The 20,388-nt window shown below is 48.8% G+C and carries 17 protein-coding genes; 11 read left to right on the top strand and 6 right to left on the bottom strand.

Going from position 1 to position 20,388, the window contains the following annotated elements; genetic code table 11:
- Positions 1 to 75: 75 nt before the first annotated feature.
- Positions 76 to 705: a transcriptional regulator gene (locus QUB63_RS18705; RefSeq protein WP_332946767.1), complete on the top strand. Its 630-nt coding sequence runs from the start codon at positions 76 to 78 to the stop codon at positions 703 to 705.
- A gap of 149 nt (positions 706 to 854) precedes the next feature.
- On the opposite strand, the gene QUB63_RS18700 is transcribed toward QUB63_RS18705, so the two are convergent.
- Positions 855 to 2,762: a peptidoglycan D,D-transpeptidase FtsI family protein gene (locus QUB63_RS18700; protein ID WP_332946766.1), complete on the bottom strand. Its 1,908-nt coding sequence runs from the start codon at positions 2,760 to 2,762 to the stop codon at positions 855 to 857.
- A gap of 436 nt (positions 2,763 to 3,198) precedes the next feature.
- Positions 3,199 to 3,786 carry a hypothetical protein gene (locus QUB63_RS18695; RefSeq protein WP_332946765.1) on the bottom strand — a complete coding sequence of 196 codons (588 nt, stop codon included), beginning with the start codon at positions 3,784 to 3,786 and terminating at the stop codon, positions 3,199 to 3,201.
- Positions 3,787 to 4,129: 343 nt separating this feature from the next.
- Between QUB63_RS18695 and QUB63_RS18690 the strand changes: the two genes are divergently transcribed.
- From QUB63_RS18690 to glgB, 3 genes are all read left to right on the top strand, one after another.
- Positions 4,130 to 4,390, top strand: coding sequence for a serine protease (locus QUB63_RS18690; protein WP_332946764.1), 261 nt, complete (start codon positions 4,130 to 4,132; stop codon positions 4,388 to 4,390).
- A 120-nt stretch (positions 4,391 to 4,510) separates the two neighbouring features.
- The gene (locus QUB63_RS18685; RefSeq protein ID WP_332946763.1) at positions 4,511 to 5,185 is read left to right on the top strand and encodes a glutathione S-transferase family protein; all 675 of its coding nucleotides are present in this window, start codon (positions 4,511 to 4,513) and stop codon (positions 5,183 to 5,185) included.
- A gap of 387 nt (positions 5,186 to 5,572) precedes the next feature.
- The gene (gene glgB / locus QUB63_RS18680; protein WP_332946762.1) at positions 5,573 to 7,867 is read left to right on the top strand and encodes a 1,4-alpha-glucan branching enzyme; all 2,295 of its coding nucleotides are present in this window, start codon (positions 5,573 to 5,575) and stop codon (positions 7,865 to 7,867) included.
- A gap of 188 nt (positions 7,868 to 8,055) precedes the next feature.
- On the opposite strand, the gene QUB63_RS18675 is transcribed toward glgB, so the two are convergent.
- The 3 genes from QUB63_RS18675 to QUB63_RS18665 all read right to left on the bottom strand — a co-directional run bounded on the left by QUB63_RS18675 (position 8,056) and on the right by QUB63_RS18665 (position 10,594).
- Positions 8,056 to 8,973 carry a glycosyltransferase family 2 protein gene (locus QUB63_RS18675; RefSeq protein ID WP_332946761.1) on the bottom strand — a complete coding sequence of 306 codons (918 nt, stop codon included), beginning with the start codon at positions 8,971 to 8,973 and terminating at the stop codon, positions 8,056 to 8,058.
- 225 nt (positions 8,974 to 9,198) lie between these two features.
- Positions 9,199 to 10,029 carry a hormogonium polysaccharide biosynthesis protein HpsJ gene (gene hpsJ-B / locus QUB63_RS18670; RefSeq protein WP_332946760.1) on the bottom strand — a complete coding sequence of 277 codons (831 nt, stop codon included), beginning with the start codon at positions 10,027 to 10,029 and terminating at the stop codon, positions 9,199 to 9,201.
- A 403-nt stretch (positions 10,030 to 10,432) separates the two neighbouring features.
- Positions 10,433 to 10,594, bottom strand: a complete 162-nt coding sequence (locus QUB63_RS18665; RefSeq protein ID WP_332946759.1) for a hypothetical protein — start codon at positions 10,592 to 10,594, stop codon at positions 10,433 to 10,435.
- Positions 10,595 to 11,382: 788 nt separating this feature from the next.
- Here QUB63_RS18665 and rfaE2 point away from each other — a divergent pair.
- The 7 genes from rfaE2 (at position 11,383) to QUB63_RS18630 (ending at position 19,322) form a co-directional block, all read left to right on the top strand.
- Positions 11,383 to 11,877 (top strand): D-glycero-beta-D-manno-heptose 1-phosphate adenylyltransferase, encoded by a 495-nt coding sequence (gene rfaE2, locus QUB63_RS18660; protein ID WP_332946841.1) that lies wholly within the window; start codon positions 11,383 to 11,385, stop codon positions 11,875 to 11,877.
- A gap of 259 nt (positions 11,878 to 12,136) precedes the next feature.
- On the top strand, positions 12,137 to 13,006 hold the full coding sequence (locus QUB63_RS18655) for an STAS domain-containing protein (protein ID WP_332946758.1): 870 nt from the start codon (positions 12,137 to 12,139) through the stop codon (positions 13,004 to 13,006).
- 263 nt (positions 13,007 to 13,269) lie between these two features.
- The gene (locus tag QUB63_RS18650) at positions 13,270 to 13,647 is read left to right on the top strand and encodes an STAS domain-containing protein (protein ID WP_332946757.1); all 378 of its coding nucleotides are present in this window, start codon (positions 13,270 to 13,272) and stop codon (positions 13,645 to 13,647) included.
- A gap of 264 nt (positions 13,648 to 13,911) precedes the next feature.
- Entirely contained in the window at positions 13,912 to 14,310 is a 399-nt protein-coding gene (locus QUB63_RS18645; protein WP_332946756.1) for an anti-sigma regulatory factor, read from the top strand.
- Between the two features lie 270 nt (positions 14,311 to 14,580).
- A complete protein-coding gene (locus tag QUB63_RS18640) occupies positions 14,581 to 15,600 on the top strand; it encodes an ATP-binding SpoIIE family protein phosphatase (RefSeq protein WP_332946755.1) in 1,020 nt (339 codons plus the stop codon).
- Positions 15,601 to 15,682: 82 nt separating this feature from the next.
- On the top strand, positions 15,683 to 17,242 hold the full coding sequence (locus tag QUB63_RS18635) for an ATP-binding protein (RefSeq protein WP_332946754.1): 1,560 nt from the start codon (positions 15,683 to 15,685) through the stop codon (positions 17,240 to 17,242).
- Between the two features lie 607 nt (positions 17,243 to 17,849).
- Positions 17,850 to 19,322: an MBOAT family O-acyltransferase gene (locus QUB63_RS18630; protein ID WP_332946753.1), complete on the top strand. Its 1,473-nt coding sequence runs from the start codon at positions 17,850 to 17,852 to the stop codon at positions 19,320 to 19,322.
- Between the two features lie 163 nt (positions 19,323 to 19,485).
- On the opposite strand, the gene QUB63_RS18625 is transcribed toward QUB63_RS18630, so the two are convergent.
- Positions 19,486 to 20,310: a sulfurtransferase gene (locus tag QUB63_RS18625; protein WP_332946752.1), complete on the bottom strand. Its 825-nt coding sequence runs from the start codon at positions 20,308 to 20,310 to the stop codon at positions 19,486 to 19,488.
- Positions 20,311 to 20,388: the final 78 nt, after the last annotated feature.

Here is a 20,388-nt window from a genome sequence, read left to right as displayed (position 1 = left end):
TAAGATCGACACATCAAAAAATACTTCCTCCCAGCCATTTTTCATTTCAAGCCAAATATCAAGGAGTGCATCAAAATGTTAATCAATAAAACGCTCAAAGGCAGAGCCGCTACACCTGCCGGTGGTTTTACAATGGTTGAGACATTGATAATTATTTTAATCATCGGGATATTTTGTGCGATCGTCAGCCCCTCTTGGCTGATGTTCATCAACAACCAGCGTTTGAAGGTATCAGTCGATCGGGCTTATTGGGCAATGGAACTTGCGCGCAGCAACGCCAAACGCGACAAAATTTCATGGCAAACCAGCTTCAAAGAAGTAGGAGAAAACGTACAAGTAGCAGTCCACAAAGCCGAGATTACACCAGGCCAAGTACCAGCCAACCAATGGAAAAACCTAGAGCCAAAAATTAAAATAGATACACATGAAACAACAGTGCTCCAAGTAAATGAAAGCAACGAGCAAAAAGAAAACGGAACAATCTGGCGAGTCATGTTCAACTACCGAGGTTGCCCCGTATCTCGAAACGACCACGACTGCACGCTAACGAGTATAAGAGCCAAAGGAACCCTAACACTATCTCATCCCAACTTAAACAAGAGCGAACGCTGCGTCATCATCTCCACTCTCTTAGGACATAAGCGCATCTCCAGCAGACAATCAAAACCCAATCCAAACAACGACAAAAAAAGATACTGCTACTGACACCGCACCCAGGCCTCACCCTTGTACTCTTGTCCCCCCCTTGGTTCGGGGGGCGCCAGGGTGATCTGGCAAGAGGCTATACACGAGAGATACAGCAGACATCGGTGAACCCGCCCCCACGCGAATCAACTCCATTTAACCCGCGCTTCCTACTTTTTACTCGGTGGAATTTTCTCGATCGAAATCAGCGCCTCCATCACCGACTCCACAATCGGCGCTGCCACAACTCCCCCCGTACCACCACCCTTAGGCTCATCAATCACCGCCAGCACCACATACCGAGGAGCCTCCACAGGCACGATCCCCACAAAGCTAGTAATAATCGCCTTATCAGAATAACCCCTACCAGCACTAGCTTTTTGAGCCGTCCCCGTTTTCCCAGCAATCCGATACCCAGGAATTTGTGCAGCTTTCCCCGTACCGCCATCAACCACTGTTTCCATCATTTCCAAAACCTGCTTAGTAGTTTTCGGCGAAAAAACCTGCTTCGGAACAGCCCTCGGCAGCTTCCAAAAAGCTTGACCATCCCGATCGAAAAGTCCCCGCACAACATGAGGAGTTACCAACTTGCCGCCGTTAGCCAAAGCCCCATTAAGCTGCACCAACTGCATCGGAGTAATCGAAAAACCCTGACCAAAAGCAGTAGTAGCAACTTCCACCGGAGAATTAATAAATTGCTCTCGATTTTTAAGCTGACTGGTTACTTCAAAAGGCAAATCAGTACCCGCAGTTTGTCCCAGTCCCAGTTTTTCTAAAGCCTGATAGTAAAGAGAAGATTTCATCGTGTTCATTACGTGCACCATCCCCACATTACTAGAATGTTTCAAAATCTCAGTAACAGTCGAAGGGCCGCGCGCGCCTGCTGATTGGTAATCGGAATTTTGGATAGTCCAGACATCCATATAAATCCGACCTTCATCGTTAAACACAGTATTAGGTTTGACCGCACCGGCTTCCAGGGCGATCGCCACATTAATCGGTTTAAAAGTCGAACCAGGCTCATAAACATCAGTTACAGCCCAATTTTTATAGCGCGACAAATCGAAATTAAAATATTGATTCGGGTCATAAGAAGGTTCCGCCACCACCGACAGCAACTCCCCGTTGCGGGCATCCATCACAATCACCGTACCCCGCTTCGCCTCGTGTTTCTCCATTTTCTCCTTCAGGGCAATCCGGGCGGCCCGCTGCAAGCGACTGTCGATCGTCAATTGCAATTTCAAGTCATCAAGCTGCACAAAACCCGCCGTCAGCCCATCGGGAACCCAATGCCCGTCGATCGACTTACTAAATTGAATCGACGGCATCGATCGTTCCAGCAAATTCTGCTGGCTGTACTCCACCCCAGCCTGTCCCTTCCGTTCCCCATCCACATAACCCAGAATATCCGCCGCCAACTCCTGCTGCGGGTAAAAACGCTGCTGCTGCCGCACCAACTCCAGCCCATCCACCGGACTATCTTTAATTTGCATCCGGCCCACGCGATCCGCCACCTCTTGAGCCAAAGAACTAGCAATCGTAATACCGCTTTCGGCCAGATTAAACCTTCGCAGCAGTTCAGTTTCCGCCGTATTGCCAGGAGCCACATCGATCGGCAACATCGGAGCCAATGAAGCCGCAATTTCCGCCTTCGAGTGCTTGAACAACTTCGGGTGAGCGTAGAGGGTGTACACCTGTCTGTCGATCGCCAAAACATTCCCCGCGCGGTCAACAATCGGGCGTCTCGGCACAAACGGCTTCGTTTTGAGAGTTTGCTGTTGCTCGGCCTGTTTGCGCAGCGCCGGAGCGCGCGTCACCTGCAAATAAAACAAATTCACAGCCAGCCCCAGCCCCGACAGCATCAACACCGCCCACACAGCCCACAAGCGGAACTTGCTGCGTTTTAAACGCTCCAGCGGTGGCCGAGGTCGGCTGCTAGCGGTAGCGGAAACTCTTGGTTTAGCTTGTTTGCCCCACAAAGTACGCGCGGCGTAGCTATCCCGTAGGGAATCGCCCGACGGTTTTGGGCGTTTAAAATTCGGCGATCTGTAGCGGTCAAAACGGGGGTCATAACTCATAGCATTCAAAATCCACCGACAAGTTATACCATTTTAGATTTTAGATTTTAGATTTTAGATTTGGGAATTGAAGAATTGAAGAATTGAAGAATTGGGAATGACTGATAAATATGGGATTTAGATGGCGTGCTTACTGTTGCATTCTTTTTTTGAACTGGTATTAATTATTTGAAAATTTTAACCGACGGTTGGGATTCAGAAATCGATCGGCACTTGCACAAAAATCAAACCGGAAGCAAGGCCCTCGGACACTCTCCCAAGAGGGCCCTCTCCGCGTTGACCCCGCCCAAAAACGGATACAAGCAGCCCACAGACAATCGTCGTGGAGATCCCAAAATTTTAGACTTAAGGTTCAAGCCTCCAGATTCTCTGCGCTGCAAGTCAATTCTCAAATCTAAAATCTCAAATCTAAAATCTAAAATCGACCGACATTGCCTCAATAGCCCAGCGGTGTTTCCACAGCCGACGATCGCTTCTTGAGAGCAGGTTCTTCTGAGTTTGGTGCTGGGGCAACGGGCGATCGGCGATCCTGAACCGGCTGCAAGAAAATCGTGTCCCCAGGCTTCTGCGGAGCCAAACCGGTTTCTGGATTTTGGGCTTCTTTAGCAAGTTGGTGTTTCAAGACTTCGCTGGCAGCACTCAACTGCTGTTCGCCCCGGCGCAGAGTTTCCAGCTTTTGATACTCTTGACTCCAGCGCTGCTCGCCGTAAACAGTCAAGCCGTAGAGAGTCAGAGCACCGCCCAACAGCAGCACCACTACCGCTGAGGAGGCGCGCTCCACCCGCAAGAGCGATCGCAGCCACACCGGCTGCGACTGGCGATCGGGCATCACTTTCAGCACCGATGCTGGCGCGCCCGGTCCAGGCTGTTCGTCAGTCCGCGAGTAGTTGGGCAATACCGGCCCAGTATCAGCCCGCCTAGCTCGGGCAATAGAAGTAACTTTGCTTTTGGCCCTGTCTGCGGTGGGCTTGCCGCTCGATCGGGAGCGGCGAGGAGAATCTGGGGATCTGATAGCAGCCGTCATAGAGTTCACCAATACGTAAAGTGGGGCAGAGCGCAGCTTGATTGAGGTTAGGAGTTTTTTCGGTTGCCGGTCGCCAATTTAGGGCAATCTCGGCTCGATCGGTTATCCTTACCAAAGATACCTCACAAACAAACAAACCAACCCATCCTACCACTGGTCACTTTGACTTCAGGATTTGCCAAAAAAAGGAATTTTTTGCCGGTTCGCCAGAATCTATGTGAAATTTATTAACAAATGCAGTATTGTAATCAACGAGCGAATCGTCGATCTATTCGTGCCAGCATTGTTTCTCAAGTACACTATTCCCTTCCTTGCGATGGGTTTTGAATGTTAAGGAGTGTTTATGAACAAGGGTTTAATTCGTTTGACTTTGGCAATGGGCTTGGCAGCAGCCCTCGGCGCCTGTGGCGGTGATGCCGGCGGCGGCGGTGGCACTAGCCCCTCTCCGGGCGGTGCTGGTGGCGGCACAACTCCTCCTCCTGTTTCTTCTCCAGCACCGAAGGAATCTCCAAAGGCTTCTCCTGGCGCTGAAAAGTCTCCTGGCGCTGAAAAGTCTCCGGCTGGTGGAACAGCTTCTCCTTCTCCATCTCCTAAAAAGCCCTAACTAGGGCGATCGCGGAGTACAACCCCAACAGGCCTAGGCTCAAGCGTGAAAAATGGTTCGCTCTTCGCATTTTTCAATCTCATCAGTCTAGGTCTCAAGTTGGGTGTTATTTATTGTCAGATGCTTTTACTACAGTTCAGCACCTCCCCTTACTGCCGCAAAATCCGCTTAGCGCTGGGTTACAAGGGCATCCCCTTTCAAGTTGAAAATTTGACTCCGGGCCTGCACGTTTTGAAACTCAAGCCTCTAACGGGGGGTTTGAGGACAGTGCCGGTACTTCTACCTCAACTAGACGGTCAACCTCCGGCGATCTCCGACTCGACGCAAATTTTGCACTCGATCGAGTCTCGTTTTCCTTCGCCGCCGCTGTTGCCCGCAGACGAGAGCATGCAAGCAGAGGCTTGGACGATCGAAGACTGGCTCGATGAAAGCATCGGCATTGCCACTCGATTTGTTTACTACGAGTTTCGCGCCGGTGCGGGCAAGGAAATCGACCCGTCTGTTTTGAGCCAGTTAGTGATTCAATTGGCGCGCCGCCAGTTCGGCATTAACCGGGCTTCGGCAAAACTCGCCGAGTTGCGCCTGAGTGCTGCTTTAGATTGGTTGCAGCACCGTCGCTGGCCTGATGGTTCCTATTTGGTAGGCGACTCCTTGAGCGTGGCAGATATTACTGCTGCCGCGCTGCTGAGTCCTTTAGCTTTGATTCCTCAATATCGCATTGACTATCCTTGGCTGTTTGAGCGCATTGCCCAAATTCACGAAGTTTGCGGCGAAACCCTGCCTCCGGGATTTTAAAGTGTACCGGGCGGGCGATCGCCCCTGCCTGAAAATTCCAGCGGTTAACCATCATTGAGTTCTCGGCAAAACTCACGCTCCTTGACGCCCGTGGGTTCGCAAATCCACAAGAGTTTGAAAAAAAAAGTTACATATCACACAGGTTAAAAAAAGTCAAGGAGAGTATCGGAAAAATATAAATTTTTCGATGGGTTTTAATATTTCTATACTTAGATGTTAGCCCTTAGCAGTAAAATCACAGCTTGGTCGCCAGCAAGTCAAGAGCCCGCGCGATCGTCGGCAGCGATCGTGGTAGGATGAGCGATAAAAAATGTATCCAAATGTAAAGTGCAGCGCCGCCAACGGTTTTGAAAGCCATTTAGTCAAAAGATTGAGGTAAGTAGTTTTATGCCCGCGACCGTCCCCTTTGAACAGATTGACCGGATTGTTGGGAATCAGCACCACGATCCATTTGAAGTGCTAGGCCCCCACGCGATCGAAGAAAATGGCAAAAAAGTCTGGGCCGTCCGAGCTTATCTGCCGAATGCGGATGCAGTATCGGTAGTTTTGCCGGAGGCGAGGGCCGAATATTCGATGAAATCAGATCGTCACCCTCACTTTTTTGAATGTACGATCGACACCCCAGAACTAGCAAACTATCAACTGCGGGTCAAAGAAGGGGAACACGAACGCTTTATCTACGATCCCTACGCCTTTCGATCGCCCAAACTCACAGAATTTGACCTTCACCTATTCTCAGAAGGCAACCACCACCGGATTTACGAAAAACTAGGGGCCCACTTCACCGAAGTAGACGGCATCACAGGAGTATATTTTGCTGTTTGGGCTCCAAATGCCCGCAACGTCTCAGTCTTAGGAGATTTCAACTATTGGGACGGCCGCAAACATCAAATGCGGAAATCCCAAAACGGCATCTGGGAATTATTCATTCCGGGACTATCCTACGGAACTCACTACAAATACGAAGTGAAAAACCAAGACGGACATCCCTACGAAAAATCCGACCCCTACGGTTTCCAGCAAGAGGTACGGCCGAAAACAGCCTCAATTGTCACCGACTTAGATACCTACACTTGGCACGACAGCGCTTGGATCGAACAGCGGCGGCACACAGACCAACTGACGCAGCCGATTTCGGTTTACGAATGCCACATCGGTTCTTGGCTGCACGCGGCTACTGCTGAACCAGCCGTACTGCCGAACGGAGAAATACAACCAGCCGTTCCGGTTTCGGAACTCAATCCGGGCGCGCGCTTTTTGACTTACCGCGAATTGGCCTCTAGGCTGATTCCCTACGTCAAAGATTTGGGATTCACTCACATCGAAATACTGCCAGTGGCAGAACATCCTTTCGACGGTTCTTGGGGCTATCAAGTAACCGGGTATTTCGCCCCAACTTCCCGCTACGGCACACCTGAAGATTTCATGTATTTTGTTGACCAGTGCCACGCCAACGGCATTGGCATACTGGTGGACTGGGTGCCCGGGCATTTCCCGAAAGACGGACACGGTTTGGCTTTCTTTGACGGAACTCACTTGTACGAACACGCCGATCCCCGCAAGGGCGAGCACAAAGAGTGGGGAACCCTAGTATTTAACTACGGCCGCAACGAAGTGCGGAATTTCCTAGTATCAAACGCTCTGTTCTGGTTTGACAAGTATCACATCGACGGGATTCGCGTAGATGCCGTAGCCTCGATGCTGTATTTGGATTACTGTCGCGAACCCGGAGAATGGCTGACCAACCAGTACGGGGGCCGCGAAAATATCGAGGCGGCAGATTTTCTGCGTCAGGCAAATCACGTCATTTTTAGCTATTTTCCAGGGGCACTGTCGATCGCCGAAGAATCTACCTCTTGGCCGATGGTATCTTGGCCGACTTATGTAGGCGGTTTGGGCTTCAACCTCAAGTGGAACATGGGTTGGATGCACGATATGCTCGACTATTACCACATGGACCCGTGGTTCCGCCAGTTCCACCAGAACAACATAACTTTCAGTATGTGGTACAACCACAGCGAGAATTTTATGCTGGCTTTGTCCCACGATGAAGTCGTCCACGGCAAGGCCCACATCATCGGGAAAATGCCAGGGGACGAATGGCAAAAGTTTGCAAACGTGCGGTGTTTGTTTACTTTTATGTTTGCTCATCCCGGAAAGAAAACGATGTTTATGGGGATGGAGTTCGGCCAGTGGCAAGAGTGGAACGTTTGGGGGGATTTGGAGTGGCATTTGCTGCAATTCGATCCTCACCAAAAGTTGAAGCTGTTTTTTAAGGATTTGAACCATTTGTACCGCAGCGAAACGGCACTTTACAGTCAAGATTTTGCTGAGGATGGGTTTGAGTGGATTGATTGCAGCGACAACCGGCACAGCGTGGTGGCCTTTGTGCGCCGCGAGAAGGATGGCGATGAGTTTGTGGTGACGGTGTGCAATTTTACGCCGCAGCCGCACTCTCACTATCGCGTAGGAGTGCCGGAACCGGGTTTCTATACGGAGTTGTTTAACAGCGACGCGCGGGAGTACGGCGGCAGCAATATGGGGAATTTGGGGGGTAAGTGGACTGATGAGTGGTGGTTCCACAACAGTTCTTATTCGATCGACTTGTGTTTGCCGCCTTTGGGTGTGTTGATTCTAAAGATCGATCGGGAAAAAACAGCAGCAAAATCTCAAGAGTTTTAAGTTGTGAGAGTTTTGACTTAACAATCAAAACTTGATTAAACCTCAAACTTTTAGGGTATTGAGAAACCCGGTTCTTCAAGAAACCGGGTTTTTTTCTCAGTATTGGATTAGGTACGTAGTTGCGCTTGGGCGCTCTTTCATATATATCAAAGAGCGCCCAAGCGCAACTACGTACCAATGCTCAATTTTCAACTCCGAGTATCGGAAGCGCCAAGATTGTAAGAAACTTTAGACTGCTCAACTGTTATTACTTCCGAAATAGACTGTTCCTCCACTGCATCTAAATTTGGCAGCGGCATATGCTTCATTTCCCAAACTTTCAGCAATATTAAATATTCATAAAAAGCTTGCAGCGTGCACCAAGCCAATCCAGCTTGACCGTCAAGAAATCCGCCTAGTAAAATATACATATAGAAAAAGCGCACCACAGGCCGCAAAGGCAAGCGCAAAGAAAAATCTTTCAAAGCGCGGCGCCTTTCTACCTCCGACGCGCCGAATATTAAATCCCACCAATTTACTTGACCGGCTGCTAATTGGCGGAGAGTTTCAGCCGCCTCGTCAGTCGAGTAGCGGTTGTGCTTTTCAATCCAGCGGGAAAGACCTTTGCTGCAAGTATAGTGAGGGTAGGTTTCCTTCAAAAAGTGAGTCGGGCCGTTGCAGACTTCCCGTTCTGTGTGACCGTAGTCACTAAACCACACTCGGTCTTTGCGAAACAGGCGCATTTGATAGCGGGGATATTGAGTGCTGCGGCGAATCCAGCGCTCCATAAATATTACTTTTTCAGCTACGTAATAGCCGATATATTCTTGACTTTCGATCGCCTTTAAGCATTCAGCAAACAGTGCAGCCGTCATCCGCTCGTCAGCTTCGAGGATGTAAACCCATTCGTACTTGCATTCTACTTCTTGGAGCATCCAAGTCCGCTGGCGTCCGTGAGTTTCAAAGCGGTGCTGCACTGTTTGGACGGGATAGTTCTGAACAATCTCAAGGGTGCGATCGCTGCTGAAAGAATCAACTACAATGATATCGTCACAAAGCAGTGCCGATTCAATGCAAGCGGCGATATCAATCTCTTCGTTGTAAGTCAGAATATAAATTGAGAACATTCCCAGCTTTCAGTAAGGGCAAACTATCCGGCAAATCAAGTATTTATTTCTCAGGGATGTCTCGACTTGCGCTCGGGAGCGATGGCGTCGGTCAGTCGATTTTAGATTTGAGATTTTAGATTTTAGATTTACTCAACAGATGAATCTGGGAGCAGGAACTCGGCTCTAAAATTTTGCTCTCTCTACACTCATAGCGTCGGCGGCTTGTATCGGTTTTTGGGTGGGTCAATTTTTGCGGTGGCCGAACCGCAGAATTCCGATACTTCTGAGTCCAGTCCAACCAACAGTAATGTAGCCTATAGCTAACAACAAACTGTTGATTCCCGTCTGCAAACTCGAATTTCTCGATCGAGTTCTCAACTCTTTCTCTTTTTGTTGCTTGCGGGTGCGAATCTCGTTGCGAGCTTGATTTGGCAGTTCTTGGGCTTGCTGTTCGAGGAATTTGTCGAGGGCTTTCGGGTCATTTTTCGACTCCTGAAGCACAGCTTTCAACTCCTTGGGAACATCTGGACTCTTGAGTGCTTGTTGCAGCTTCCCGTCGTCTTGCAGCAGGGCGCCTATCTGGCTGCGGCGCTGGCTTTTGAGCTGTTCTACCTGAGCTTTAAACTGCTCGCTTTTAATTTGCCCCTCAAGTTGACCTTCTGCTTGTCCGGCTTCTTTATCGACTTGAGCGAGAGCATCCTTGAGTTCCAAACGAGTATTGTTGAGGTGGACGGGAACCAGCAACAGGTAAATTAGCCCTAGCAAGCTGGAAATCAACAGCGCCCAGAATCGCAAGTCCACCCAAACATTGCGCCGCTCAATAGAGACTCCGCTGCTGCTGTCCACCCAAAAGCCCGTCATCAGCAGGGCGATACCCATTAAAGGAATAATCCCCCGGTCAACTATCTGAGTGGTGGCGGCAAGCTGCCAGACTCGATTGCTCATGTCGGAGATTTCTCCGGGTAGCGACAGAACAATGCAGTCAAGCAAAGCAGAGAGAATCAAGATAATCCCGACTACTTTGAGAGTGCGAGCAGCTACTGAAGAAAATTGACGGCTGTTAGTTGCTTTCATAATTCCTGTTAGATAATTCTACAGCGTTAGATTCAACGAAATTTTGTTTAATGAGTTAACTGGTGGGAGAGCTTATACCATTTTCGATGTTCGATGTTGGGTGTTCGATGGGGAATCACTGATTCCATAAGGGTTTGGCCCCTCGCAAAGCAGTTTCATTTTTTTGGGGAACTGGTATTAGTGTTCCCGTACTCGCTGGTTGCTTCGCTTGGGGGCCATCGGGCGGCCTGCATCACACCATCGCCCGAGGTTCAGTCCCTTGCTCCGTGGAAGCAGGAGTCTTGAATGTGAAAACGGCTGCTGAGATGGGAAACTCTGCAGACCAATCAAACCGTCCCCATTTTAGGACTTTGGAAGCCCCAACAAGAGGCGAGGCAGGTTGGGTACTTCACGTTATTTTCCACTAAAATAGCTCGATCGGGTACTTGCCTAGAATTTCCCCTGGGTTTTCACTTGCTGCGCGATCGCCGCGCGTTGGGCCGAGTTGCTGCACTGGTTGGTATGCAGAGTTTGGCACGCACAGGAGGCTGTGCGCGGAGCGCGATCGGCTGTGGAACTTTGTCAAGATAGCGCGCTGAAACGGCAGCAAGCAACTGCTAGCCTCTTCTACAGTCTGACGAATGCAGGGTAAAGATGAGTTCTGGACGCTTGGGTTCCAGCTTTTAACTAGCTTTGGCTCGCGCGGCAGTGTCAGAAATAATAGACACAGGAGGGTAACGTTTAGGTGGGTTTCACCCCCTACATCTGGCGCCTGCCAGATGCCGCGGCACTTTCATCCCCTGTCTTATAGTAATTGATCTCACAGAGAGCTGGAATAAATAATTGTTTCCCAACGTTTTTCACCTCCAATTACCAACAGCACTACAGGGCAGTCAGTCGATTTTCGCATTGAAGATTTTCGCATTGAAGATTTACTCCACAGATGAATCACCGGAGCCCGAACATTCGTCTAAAATTTTGGGCGGGTGGCGACGAGTGTGGTTCACAAGTATCCGTTCTTTTGGAGGGGGTCCGGTGATTCAACAGTAGCTGTTTTGTGCTTTTTCCTTCTGTTTTCCCGATCGCGAAGCCTTTATGGCATTCTTGCGAGCATCTCACGAGAGTGTAAAAAGGATTTTTGTTTGAGTGCGAGCGGGGAGGGCACTACAAAAGCACAGCTTGCGCTTGATGCTCCCGCTTTCTTGCTTGTTCCTTCAGGGTGTAGAGCGACCAATTACTAATTACCAATTACTAATTGCTAACTACTAATTAGTGGCAGATCGAGCGATTGATTGTTAAATGGCGCAGGTGCAGGTTATCGCATTTTTTGGTAGGATGATTCATCGCTGTTAAAATTTGCTGGTAATGACTGCAATGATTTCTGGTGTTTACAGGTTGATAGAACTTGAAAGCTCGATCGCATCCGATCCGGATTCCTGGCGTCCGATCGTGTTTACTAACGGCTGCTTCGATATCCTGCACGCGGGCCACGTCCGCTATTTGCAGGCGGCAAAAGCTTTGGGGCGATCGCTCGTGGTGGGCTTGAATAGCGACGTTAGCGTGCAAGCTATCAAACCGCAGCAGCCAGGATTGCCGCCCCGCCCGATCGTACCGGAAAATCAGCGAGCCGAAGTTTTAGCCGCCCTCAAATCAGTAGACGCCGTAGTAATTTTTTCCGAGATTACAGCAACTAAACTGATAAGTATCCTGAAGCCTGATATATACGTTAAAGGAGGCGACTATCAACGGGAAACTCTGCCGGAAGCACCGGCGGTTATCGCGGGAGGCGGCAAGATTTCGTTGATCGAAATAGAAGTTCCGAGTTCTACCAGCGCGATCGTCAAACGCATTTTGCAGTTAGGCGCCTAGCCCCCGATCGCAAACAGCAAACAGTGAGTTCAGTTGACAGTTGACCGCTTGACAGTTGACAGTTGACTGCTTGAGGGCGACCTCTACCTGGAAGTCCGAGGATTGGAATAATGAATCGTCTTTTTTTAATTTCTCCCTACAAGGCTTGGGGCTTTAAACCAATTATTTCTGGTAAACTCAGAAGTTGCCCCATCTAAAATACCAAGAGTGCGATCGCTCGTACAACTTCATCCCAATTGCTAAGCAGGAGATAATTTTAATGGAACTCACAAGCAATAACACGATCGCCCAAATCCTAGAAAAAAACAAAGCTGAGCTACTAGCAGACTGGCTCAAAGAACTGCAAAACACCGGGCTGCGGCGGGACGACTTGATGAGAGCCAAAGAATTGCGATCGGAGTGTCAAGAGTTCCTGCAATTGCTCCACATTGCAGTGGGGCACGGTAACTTTAGCGACATCCAGACGCCCGAATGGGAGAATATGCGGCTGCTGCTGGCAGAAGTTTCGCGATCGCGCGTTCAGAGGGGCTTTACCCCCTCAGAGATAGCGAGTTTTATTTTATGCTTCAAAAAGCCATTGTTCGATCGGCTTTGTCACGAATTGACACAAAACCGCGACGCACTCGTCGAACAACTATGGCTTTCCACCAGCTTATTAGATCAGCTAGGGCTTTGGGTGACAGAAATCTTTCTCAAAGCTCGCGAAGAAGTCATCGAACGCCAGCAGCAAGAAATGCTCGAATTGTCAACACCCGTAGTCAAACTTTGGCAAGGCATTCTTGCTTTACCCATGATCGGGACTCTCGACAGCGCCCGCACTCAAATAGTCATGGAAACTCTGTTGCAGGAAATCATGGAAACCGGGTCAGAATTTGCGATTTTAGACATTACAGGCGTGCCGACTGTTGATACTTTAGTCGCTCAACATTTATTAAAAACTGTCGCCGCCGCCCGTTTGATGGGTACTGAGTGCATCATCAGCGGCATTCGCCCGCAAATCGCTCAAACCATCGTTCATTTGGGAGTTGACTTGCAGGATATTCTCACCAAAGCTACTTTAGCAGATGCTTTTAAAGTCGCTTTGCAGCGCCAAGGTTTAACTATAAAAAATCTTAAAGAGGAAAGATAAAAACTATAGCACTTATGGTGTAACAGTGCATTTGGGTAATTGGTAATTGGTAATGGGGAATTGGTAATGGGGAATTGGTAATTGGTAATGGGGAATTGGTAATTGGGAATCGGGAAAAAGGTAATGGGGAATCGGTAAAAAGGTAACTGGTAATCGGGAAAAAGGTAATTGCTCGCCCGCGTACCTCACGAAAATTGAGAAGGGCTATATTGTCTTCCGGCCTGAAAGTTTATTTGATTCAAAGCTCAGAGATAGGTGAATTTATGGAACGGATTCCGATCCTGCAAATGGGAGAATTTCTGCTAGTAACAATCCAAGTAGATATGCACGATCGCTTGGCAATGACGCTGCAAGACGACCTGACCAACCGCATCGTCAAAACAGGGGTAAAAGGTGTTTTAATCGAAATTTCTTCCCTAGAAATCGTCGATTCTTTTATCGGTCGCATTCTCAACAATATCGCTACCATGTCGCGAATTTTAGATGCTGAAACAGTGGTGGTGGGGATGCAGCCAGCAGTTGCGATCACGCTGGTTGAATTGGGGCTTTCCCTGACAGGAGTTCGCACCGCTTTAAGTGTTGAAAAGGGCATGAATTTGTTGCGAAAATCATTGGGTTTTTCTCCTGAGGCGGAAGTGTAAGCCATAAATGTTTCCGTGAATTAGGCACAGGAAGTAATACCATTTTCGATTTGAGATTTGAGATTTGAGATTTTAGATGGGAATGACTTACTGGATATGGCTGGGTAGTTGCCTATAGTTGCATTTTTTTAACACAGGTGTAAAGAAACCTGCTTTGTTTCTAGATAGCTTGTTGACAAACTTTAGATTTCTTACGGGAAACTTGGTTGATGAGGGTAAGTCATATCTTTTGTGGAGAAGTTCTATTGTAGTAGATTAGCCGCCATGTCAAAACGTGAGACACTAGAAATTCGATCGTCCTCCGATATAGTCCACGTCCGACAGCAAGTGCGAAGTTGGGCTGTAGCAATGGGATTCGGCTTAGTAGACCAAACAAAAATTGTTACCGCAGCCAGCGAACTCGCCCGCAATACTGTAGACTACGGTAAAGGGGGAACTGTAACTCTCGAAACGCTCCAATCAGGTAGCCGCAAAGGGCTGCGGCTGATATTTGAAGACAAGGGCCCGGGAATTCCAGACATCGAATTGGCAATGACTGACGGTTATACTTCCGATCGTGGTTTGGGGTTGGGGCTGAGCGGTTCTAAGCGGTTGATGCACGAATTTGAGATTGTTTCCAAAGTGGGTAAGGGGACTAAAATTGCGATCGTCCGCTGGCGATGAGTGGGGAGATGGGGAGATGGGGAGAGGGGGAGATGGGGAGAGGGGGAGATGGGGGGATGGGGAGAGTGGGAGAGGGGGCGAGAAACCGGGTTTCTACGAGTTTTGTGTTTGGTCATGATAAATCTAGGAAGAAACCCGGTTTCTGAAACCACTAATGACTAATGACTAATGACTAATGACTAATGACTAATGACTAATGACTAATGACTAATGACTAATGACTGATGACTTTTTAAATGCGCGCCAGCTTTAGATGAGAACTACAAAATAATGATAGATGCCGTAGTCCTGCCCGTAACAGAAGAAAGTCAAGTCGGAGAAGCGCGGCGAATCGCTGTCGCCCTCGCGGCCGAACTCGGATTTAACGAGACCGATCGCGGTAAAGTGGCAATTGTGACCACCGAAGCCGCAAAAAACGCGGTCAAACACGCCCGCGAAGGAGAACTTTTGCTGCAAACCGTAAAAACAGCGGCAGGATATAGCATTGAAATAGTAGCGCTAGACCGGGGGCCGGGAATGGCAAATGTCGGCCAGTGTCTGCGGGACGGTTTTTCGACTGCGGGAACCCCGGGAACTGGACTCGGCGCGATTAAACGCCTCTCTAGTTTTTTTGATATTCATTCTGTACCAAAACTGGGGACAGCTTTATTAATGCGACTTTCCCCGACCCAAAATAGCCGGGAAGCTTCCGAAAACCGCAATTACTTGGAATTTGGGGTCGTTCGCTTGCCGAAAGCTGGAGAGCAAATTTGTGGCGATTCCTGGGCGGCCCAAAATTGCCTGGACAAAAATTTGATTTTAGTCGCCGACGGGCTCGGCTACGGGGTTTTGGCCGAGGAAGCGTCGCTCGAAGCGGTGCGGGTATTTGGAGAAAACGCTAAACTGGGGCCGAAAGCTATTTTGGAGAAGGCGCACGCTGCTTTAAAAAATACCAGAGGAGCGGCTGCTGCGATCGCGCGAATCGATCGTACCGAAAAAACGATTTGTTTTGCCGGAGTTGGCAACATTGCTGGTGTAGTGTTCACAGACAACCAAGCCCGCAGCATGGTTTCTTACAATGGCACAGTGGGACATCGGATGCAAAAAGTAGCAGAATTTGTCTATCCTTGGTCGCAGCAGTCCTTACTCATCATGCACTCCGACGGTTTGGCGGCGCAGTGGGATTTAAACCGCTACCCTGGTTTAGCTACCAGACATCCGGCTTTAATCGCAGCCGTACTCTACCGGGACTTCAAACGCACCCGCGATGACATGACTGTTGTGGTAGCCAAGGTGAGACAACCAGCTTGATACCAGTTCCCAAAAAGAATGAAACTGTAGGCGAGCTCTAAACCATGATAGTCATCAGTGATTCCCCGATCGAAAATCCCTAATGCTCCAATGCGAAAATGGCATGATTTACCCAATTTTGACGACGGAAGTCCGCTTTGAACAAGACATCGTACAAGTCCGCCAAAGAGCTCGCCAAATTGCTAAGGGGCTAGGGTTCGATTCCCAATCACAAACCCGCATCGCGACAGCAGTTTCCGAAATTGCCCGCAATGCTTTTAAATATGCAGGCGGCGGCAAAGTAGAATTTATTGTCGAAGGCGAATCGCAACAAGTTTTTCGGACTCGGATTTCTGACAGCGGGCCGGGAATTGCTGATTTACCGGCGGTGTTGGGCCCCAATTTTCGATCGCAAACTGGTGCTGGCATCGGTTTAGCAGCCGCGAAACGGTTGATGGACGAGGTGCAAATCGATTCGGCGCCCGATCGCGGAACGGCTGTACAATTAATTAAGCAGTTTTCTAAACTGATGCCTGCGCTGAGTGCGATCGAACTCAATCAATTAGTTGACAAACTAGCGCGCCAAATTCCCGAAGATCCCTATGCGGAAATTCAGCAGCAAAATCAAGAATTGCTGCGGACTTTAGACGAACTCCGCCAGCGTCAAGAAGAACTCGTACAATTAAATCAAGAACTAGAAGATACCAATCGCGGAGTCGTGGCACTTTATGCGGAATTGAACGACAAAGCCGAATCTCTCCAGCGTGCGAGCGAACTCAAAACCAGCTTTTTATCCAATATGAGTCACGAGTTTCGCACTCCGCTAACCACAATTCTCAGCATTTCCGAAATCTTGTTAAATCGCCTCGACGGAGAACTTTCACCCGAACAAGACAAGCAAGTAAATTTTATTCGCAAATCCGCCGAATCTCTGGCAGAACTTGTCAACGATTCGTTAGATTTAGCCAAAGTCGAAGCCGGAAAAGTAACTGTGCGCGTGGCTGATTTTGAAGTCGAAGATTTGTTCAGCGCGCTGCGGGGAATGATGCGCCCCCTGCTACCACAAAAATCGCCCGTCAGTCTAATTTTTCAAGTGCCGCTGGAACTTCCAACCCTCACCACCGATGAGGGAAAAGTTTCTCAGATTTTGCGCAATCTGATTTCTAATGCTCTCAAATTTACCGAAACAGGAGAAGTCCGAGTTGCTGCCCAAATGGGAGAGGGGGGAACAGTTACTTTTTCTGTGGCAGATACGGGCATTGGCATTCCCCCAGCCGACCAAACGCGGATTTTTGAAGAATTTGTCCAAGTCGAAAATCACTTGCAGAAGGGGGTGAAAGGCACGGGATTGGGATTGTCTCTGTGCAGAAAAATGGCTGAATTTCTGGGGGGAAGTATTGAAATACAAAGTTCGCCCGGGGTGGGTTCGACTTTTTTTGTCAATTTGCCGATCGTATATGCTGGAGATCCAGAAGAATCTTCGGAAATGTCCGCAGCTAAGGGAAATGAAACACGGTTAACAGGGGCAAATTCTCGATCGCCTGCGCGGGATTCAGCACCAAAAGTTTTGATCGTGAAGGATCAAAAGAGTTTTTCGGTATTTGCCCAAAGACTTGCTGGTAGAAATTCATTGTACTGCGATGGGCGCCGCCAACGGTGCTGATTGTTTGCGATCGGCTAGTCTTTAGACTTATTGCATAAATCTTCGATCCCGAAACCGCAAATATCGGGTAGATCGATGCAGATAAACGCAGATAATTTCAAGATAGATCGGAGGTACGGTTGAAACCAGGTTTACAAAAACGAATTTTATTTAATTTGCGACTGCATTTAACACTTGTGCTGTAAAATGTAGCAGTTCTCCGTTGCCGACTATACAGTAGGGACTTGGGCGGTGGTTTTGTTCGTGTGGGCGATCGGCTAAAATCCATGATAAATCTCGTTATTAGCAAAATCTCGCTCCCCCCTAGCCCCCCTTCTTAAGGGGGGAACTGGAAGCACTTTCAAATTCGACCCCTACTCCCCGAGGATCGGGGGATTTAGGGGGATCGAGGCTGGGCTAAAAACGAGAGATACAGATGGTTTTAACCGATTGTTGACACCAAGGGGTACTGCGCCCTGTCCCGATCGAATATCCGATCTTGTTTATTTGTAAAAAATGACATTAGTTAAAAAAATAATGCAAATTTAGGCCCGCGATCCAAACCAATACAAAATAAGCCATCCCCAATTTTTCAATCCAAAATCGCAAATCCAAAATCTAAAATCGCATGACTTTCATCTCCCTTCAATATGCCCTGTTTCTGTTAGTTTTGTTCGCGGCTTACTGGTTGGTTCCCCTGCGGTGGTGGCGGCTGTTTGTGATGCTGGCGGGTAGTCTGATTTTTTATGCTTCGCTGCAAATTTGGTACATTCCTCTGCTGTTAGTCGGTGTTGTATTTAATTACTGCTTGGCGATGGCGATCGGGGAACCTCTGGATTGGCGGATTGCTAATGAATCTTGGAACCGCCGCCGCTTGTGGCTGCTGTGGCTCGGAATTGGGCTGAATGTGTTGCTGCTGCTGGGTTTTAAGTATGTGCCTTTTTTATTGAATTCGATCGGCACTTTGTTAAATTGGCCTGTTGCTCTCGACGGTGCTAACTGGGTGAAAACTCACGTCATCGCACCCCTGGGATTGAGTTTCTTTTGCTTTGAGTGCATTGCTTATTTGATTGATGTGTACCGAGGCGCGCCGGCTGCTACGGGGCTGCTGCACTTTGCTGCTTACAAGTTGTTTTTTGCGAAACTGATTTCTGGCCCGATTACTCGGTATCACAATTTGATTTATCAACTGAAATCACAGAAATTTCCGACGCCCGATCGCATTTCTGAGGCACTTTGGACGATCGCCTTCGGCGCAGTAAAAAAAGGTCTTTTCGCCGACAACTTGGGAATTTATGTCGATTTAAGCTTTACCAACTTGCAGCGGGCGGGAAGCGAGGATTTGTGGCTGGCGATTTTTGCTTACGGGCTGCAACTTTATCTCGATTTTAGCGGCTATGTTGACATGGCGCGGGGTACTGCTTTGCTGCTGGGTTGGTATTTGCCGCCAAATTTTGATTTCCCTTATTTTAGTGCCAGCATCGCTGATTTTTGGCGCCGCTGGCACATGACTTTAGGGGATTGGCTGCGCAATTATTTGTATTTTCCGTTGGGGGGTTCGCGAGTCGGTTTGTGGCGCACTTGTCTGAATTTGTCTCTGGTGATGTTAATTGCCGGAATTTGGCACGGTGCAGCTTGGGGATTTATTGTGTGGGGAGGTTTGCACGGTTTGGCTTTGGCGGTGCACCGGGTGACGGATGTGGTTTTTAAGAAGTTGCGGATCGAGTTTTTGTGGGAAAATCCGATCGGGATGGCGATGGGTTGGCTGCTAACTCAGGCGATGGTTTTTGGTAGTTGGATATTTTTCCGACTTCCCGATTTAAAGGATTCGGGATGGGCGATTTCGCATTTGTGGGGACACCCTGCTGACGTGCAGTTTGTTCATAAAGTTTATGTGGAAGCTTTGGGTTTGGAAAGAGTGCATTTAATTTGGATTTTGGCGGCTGTGGCTGCGGCGATGCTGGGGAATTATGCGCTGAGTCGGGGTTTGAAGTTGGAGTTAAATTGGCCTGTGAAATTGGTGTTGGTGCCGCTTTGTTTGTATGCGGTTTGGGTGTTGGCTCCCGATGGGGGTTTGCCTTATATTTATTTTGATTTCTAGAATACCGGGCGGTTGAAACCAGGTTTATACATACCAAACCCGCCTCCGCGGGTTGAAGACAAAAATACCGGGCGGTTGAAACCAGGTTTATACAGACGAAACCCACCTCCGTGGGTTCAAGACAAGAATACCGCCGAATCTTATTGGTGCTTTGGTACGCACCCTACAACTGATAGGAACACCAGTCACTCCAGCTACCGACATAGAGTTTAGCATCGGGAATTCCGGCGATTTCTAAGGACAGTAAATTAACGCAAGCTGTCACCCCGGAACCGCAATAAACGATGATTTCTTCCGCTTTTTGTAATTGAGTCCACCGCTGTTTTTGTTCGGAGGCCGATCGCACTTTTCCAGTTTCATCCGTCACCCCTTGCCAAGGGTAGTTGACAGCACCCGGAATGTGGCCTGCAATGGGGTCGATCGGCTCCCGCAAACCCTCGTATCTCTCGCTCTCCCGCGAATCGACCAAAACCGTGTCCGGCAAGTCTTTTCGCTCTTTTACAGCCTCAATGTCTACCGCCATATCCGGCTGCAATTTCACCACGAATTTACCGTGGGGGCGATCGGGCAAAGTATTTGTTACCGGATATCCCGCCGCTTTCCAGGCGCCCAAACCCCCGTCTAACAAAGCGACTTTGCTGTGTCCCATATATCGCAGCAGCCACCACAACCGAGCCGCAAAAGCCAGCCGCGAATCGTCATAAGCCACCACTAAAGTTTCTGATGAATTAATGCCGATCGCGCTCAATTTATCCGCTAATTCTCCGATATTTGGCAGCGGATGTCTGCCGCCGCGCGTGCCAACTGCACTCGCGAGATCTTGGTTTAAATCTAAATAGAAAGCTCCGGGAATGTGACTTTCTTGATATTGTTTTTGTCCCAATTCTGGGTCAGCGAGGGAAAACCGACAGTCAATAATTACAAGTTGCGGATTTTCGGTATTGGCGGCCAACCATTCAGGAGAAACGATTAAATTGGTGTCAGTCATAACTCTTCAAATCTGTATTTTAACATCTCTAGGGAATTACGCTAAAAGACCCCTGAAACCGGGTTTTTTAGCATTTAT

The sequence above is a fragment of the Microcoleus sp. ARI1-B5 genome (assembly GCF_036705795.1).
Lineage (GTDB): Bacteria > Cyanobacteriota > Cyanobacteriia > Cyanobacteriales > Microcoleaceae > Microcoleus.
The sequence above is the reverse complement of the archived record's forward strand: the minus strand, read 5'-3'. Positions and strand labels throughout refer to the sequence as shown.

Bases quoted from the DNA above. Each gene is read 5' to 3' on its own strand.
- QUB63_RS18705 (WP_332946767.1), top strand. From the start codon at position 76: ATGTTAATCAATAAAACGCTCAAAGGCAGAGCCGCTACACCTGCCGGT.
- QUB63_RS18625 (WP_332946752.1), bottom strand. From the start codon at position 20,310: ATGACTGACACCAATTTAATCGTTTCTCCTGAATGGTTGGCCGCCAAT.
- QUB63_RS18655 (WP_332946758.1), top strand. From the start codon at position 12,137: ATGGAACTCACAAGCAATAACACGATCGCCCAAATCCTAGAAAAAAAC.
- QUB63_RS18645 (WP_332946756.1), top strand. From the start codon at position 13,912: ATGTCAAAACGTGAGACACTAGAAATTCGATCGTCCTCCGATATAGTC.
- QUB63_RS18630 (WP_332946753.1), top strand. From the start codon at position 17,850: ATGACTTTCATCTCCCTTCAATATGCCCTGTTTCTGTTAGTTTTGTTC.
- QUB63_RS18640 (WP_332946755.1), top strand. From the start codon at position 14,581: ATGATAGATGCCGTAGTCCTGCCCGTAACAGAAGAAAGTCAAGTCGGA.
- QUB63_RS18690 (WP_332946764.1), top strand. From the start codon at position 4,130: ATGAACAAGGGTTTAATTCGTTTGACTTTGGCAATGGGCTTGGCAGCA.
- QUB63_RS18700 (WP_332946766.1), bottom strand. From the start codon at position 2,762: ATGAGTTATGACCCCCGTTTTGACCGCTACAGATCGCCGAATTTTAAA.
- QUB63_RS18675 (WP_332946761.1), bottom strand. From the start codon at position 8,973: ATGTTCTCAATTTATATTCTGACTTACAACGAAGAGATTGATATCGCC.
- glgB (WP_332946762.1), top strand. From the start codon at position 5,573: ATGCCCGCGACCGTCCCCTTTGAACAGATTGACCGGATTGTTGGGAAT.
- QUB63_RS18695 (WP_332946765.1), bottom strand. From the start codon at position 3,786: ATGACGGCTGCTATCAGATCCCCAGATTCTCCTCGCCGCTCCCGATCG.
- QUB63_RS18635 (WP_332946754.1), top strand. From the start codon at position 15,683: ATGCTCCAATGCGAAAATGGCATGATTTACCCAATTTTGACGACGGAA.
- QUB63_RS18650 (WP_332946757.1), top strand. From the start codon at position 13,270: ATGGAACGGATTCCGATCCTGCAAATGGGAGAATTTCTGCTAGTAACA.
- hpsJ-B (WP_332946760.1), bottom strand. From the start codon at position 10,029: ATGAAAGCAACTAACAGCCGTCAATTTTCTTCAGTAGCTGCTCGCACT.
- QUB63_RS18685 (WP_332946763.1), top strand. From the start codon at position 4,511: ATGCTTTTACTACAGTTCAGCACCTCCCCTTACTGCCGCAAAATCCGC.
- rfaE2 (WP_332946841.1), top strand. From the start codon at position 11,383: ATGATTTCTGGTGTTTACAGGTTGATAGAACTTGAAAGCTCGATCGCA.